The following is a 1456-nucleotide window of genomic DNA, read 5'->3' as shown; positions in this document are numbered from 1 at the left end:
GAGAGTAATTTCGCCTTTCTCCAGCGCCAGCTCGCCGAGGCGGGGGTGTTTTATTGGTTCGAGGTCGACGCCGCACAGCGCCGGGAGCGGCTGTGCGTGGCCGATCATAACAGCGGCGTGTCGCCGCTGCCGCGGGCGGCGGTGCCCTACCGCGCGGCGGCCGGCCAAGCGGCGGCAGCGGGGGGGCGCTGGCAGGCGCATGTCGATCGCTTAGCGCCGGGCTGGACGGCTGGGGGGCGGCGGCATGCGGCCCACGTACAGAGCGAGCCGCCGACGGCGCGGCCGCAGCTGGCGGGCGAGGCGGACGCGGACGTCGTGCATTTTGCCCCGCCGCTGGCCGCCTTCGCGGCGGCGCAACAGCAGGTGACGCTTGACGCGCGGCGGGACGCGGTGCAGGCCTTTCAGCTTACCGCCGCCGGGCCGGTGCCGGAGTTGGCGCCGGGGCGCTGGTTGCATCTGGAGGCCAGCCACTTCCGCGCCGTGCCGGGGCTATCGGGGGAGTATCTGGTCACGGCGGTGACGCACCGCTTCGATCCCGAGACCGGCTACCGCGGCGAGGCGACCTTGATCCCCCGGCGCACGCCGTACGTGGCACCGGCCGCACCGCGGCCGCGGTTGCCGTTTATGTTCACCGCGCGGATCGAAACCCCGGACCGCTACGGCCTGCCGGATGCGGCCGGCCGGGGCGCGCAGCCGGTGCGGCCCGATTTCGAGCGCGGCGCGCACCGGCACACCGAGGCGACCCCGCCGCTGCGGCGGCTAAGCCCCTACGCCGGGGCCGGGCGGGTGGCGCCGAGCGGGTTTTTCTGCCCCTTGACCGAGCGCTGCGAGGTGCTGCTGCACTGCCCCGGGGGCGACCCCAACCAGGCGCTGATCCTCGGCATTGCGCCGAACAAGGACGCACCGGGGCCGGTCGGCGCGGCCAATGCGCCGCACAACCGCTGGCTCACGCCGGGCCAAAACGAAGTGCTGTTCGACGACGAGCTCAACCGCTCGCACATTCTCTTGCAGACCTTCGCCGGCCAGGTCAAAGCCATCTTCCAGGCCACGCCGGACCACGAACTGGTGCGCGCCGCCTGCCTCCACGGGGGCTTAGCGCTCTACGCCGCGCGCCAACAGTGGCTGCGCGCGCACGCCACCCTCACCGAACGGGTGGGGGCGAGCCGCACCCACACGGTGGCGGCCAACAGCCGCACCCGCACCCGAGCAGGTGCGATCCACCACCAGGCCAAGCTCGATGCCGCCATCCGCGCCGGCCAGTACGTGCTCTTACAGTCGGGCGAGGACGTGCAACTGGTCACCGGGCGCCGGGCGCGGCTCAAGGTCCGCAAAGGCACGCGGCTGACCGTGCGCGGGCCGGACGGCATGACCGTGCGCAGCCACAACGGCAACGTCACCATTCAAGCGGCCCGGAACATTCGCCTGACCGGCCGCGGCGGCGGCGATATCACCGTCG

The 1456-nt window shown here is 73.1% G+C and carries 1 protein-coding gene; it reads left to right on the top strand.

Annotation, left to right across the window (positions count from 1 at the left end; all coding sequences use genetic code 11):
- Window positions 1–1456: contractile injection system protein, VgrG/Pvc8 family (locus tag CAI21_RS22690; protein ID WP_147305239.1), on the top strand; the 1456-nt coding region annotated here is incomplete at both ends.

This window comes from Alkalilimnicola ehrlichii (assembly GCF_003399765.1).
In the GTDB taxonomy this organism is placed as follows: Bacteria; Pseudomonadota; Gammaproteobacteria; order Nitrococcales; family AK92; genus AK92.
Note: the sequence above shows the minus strand (reverse complement) of the source record. Positions and strands in the feature narration are given on the sequence as shown.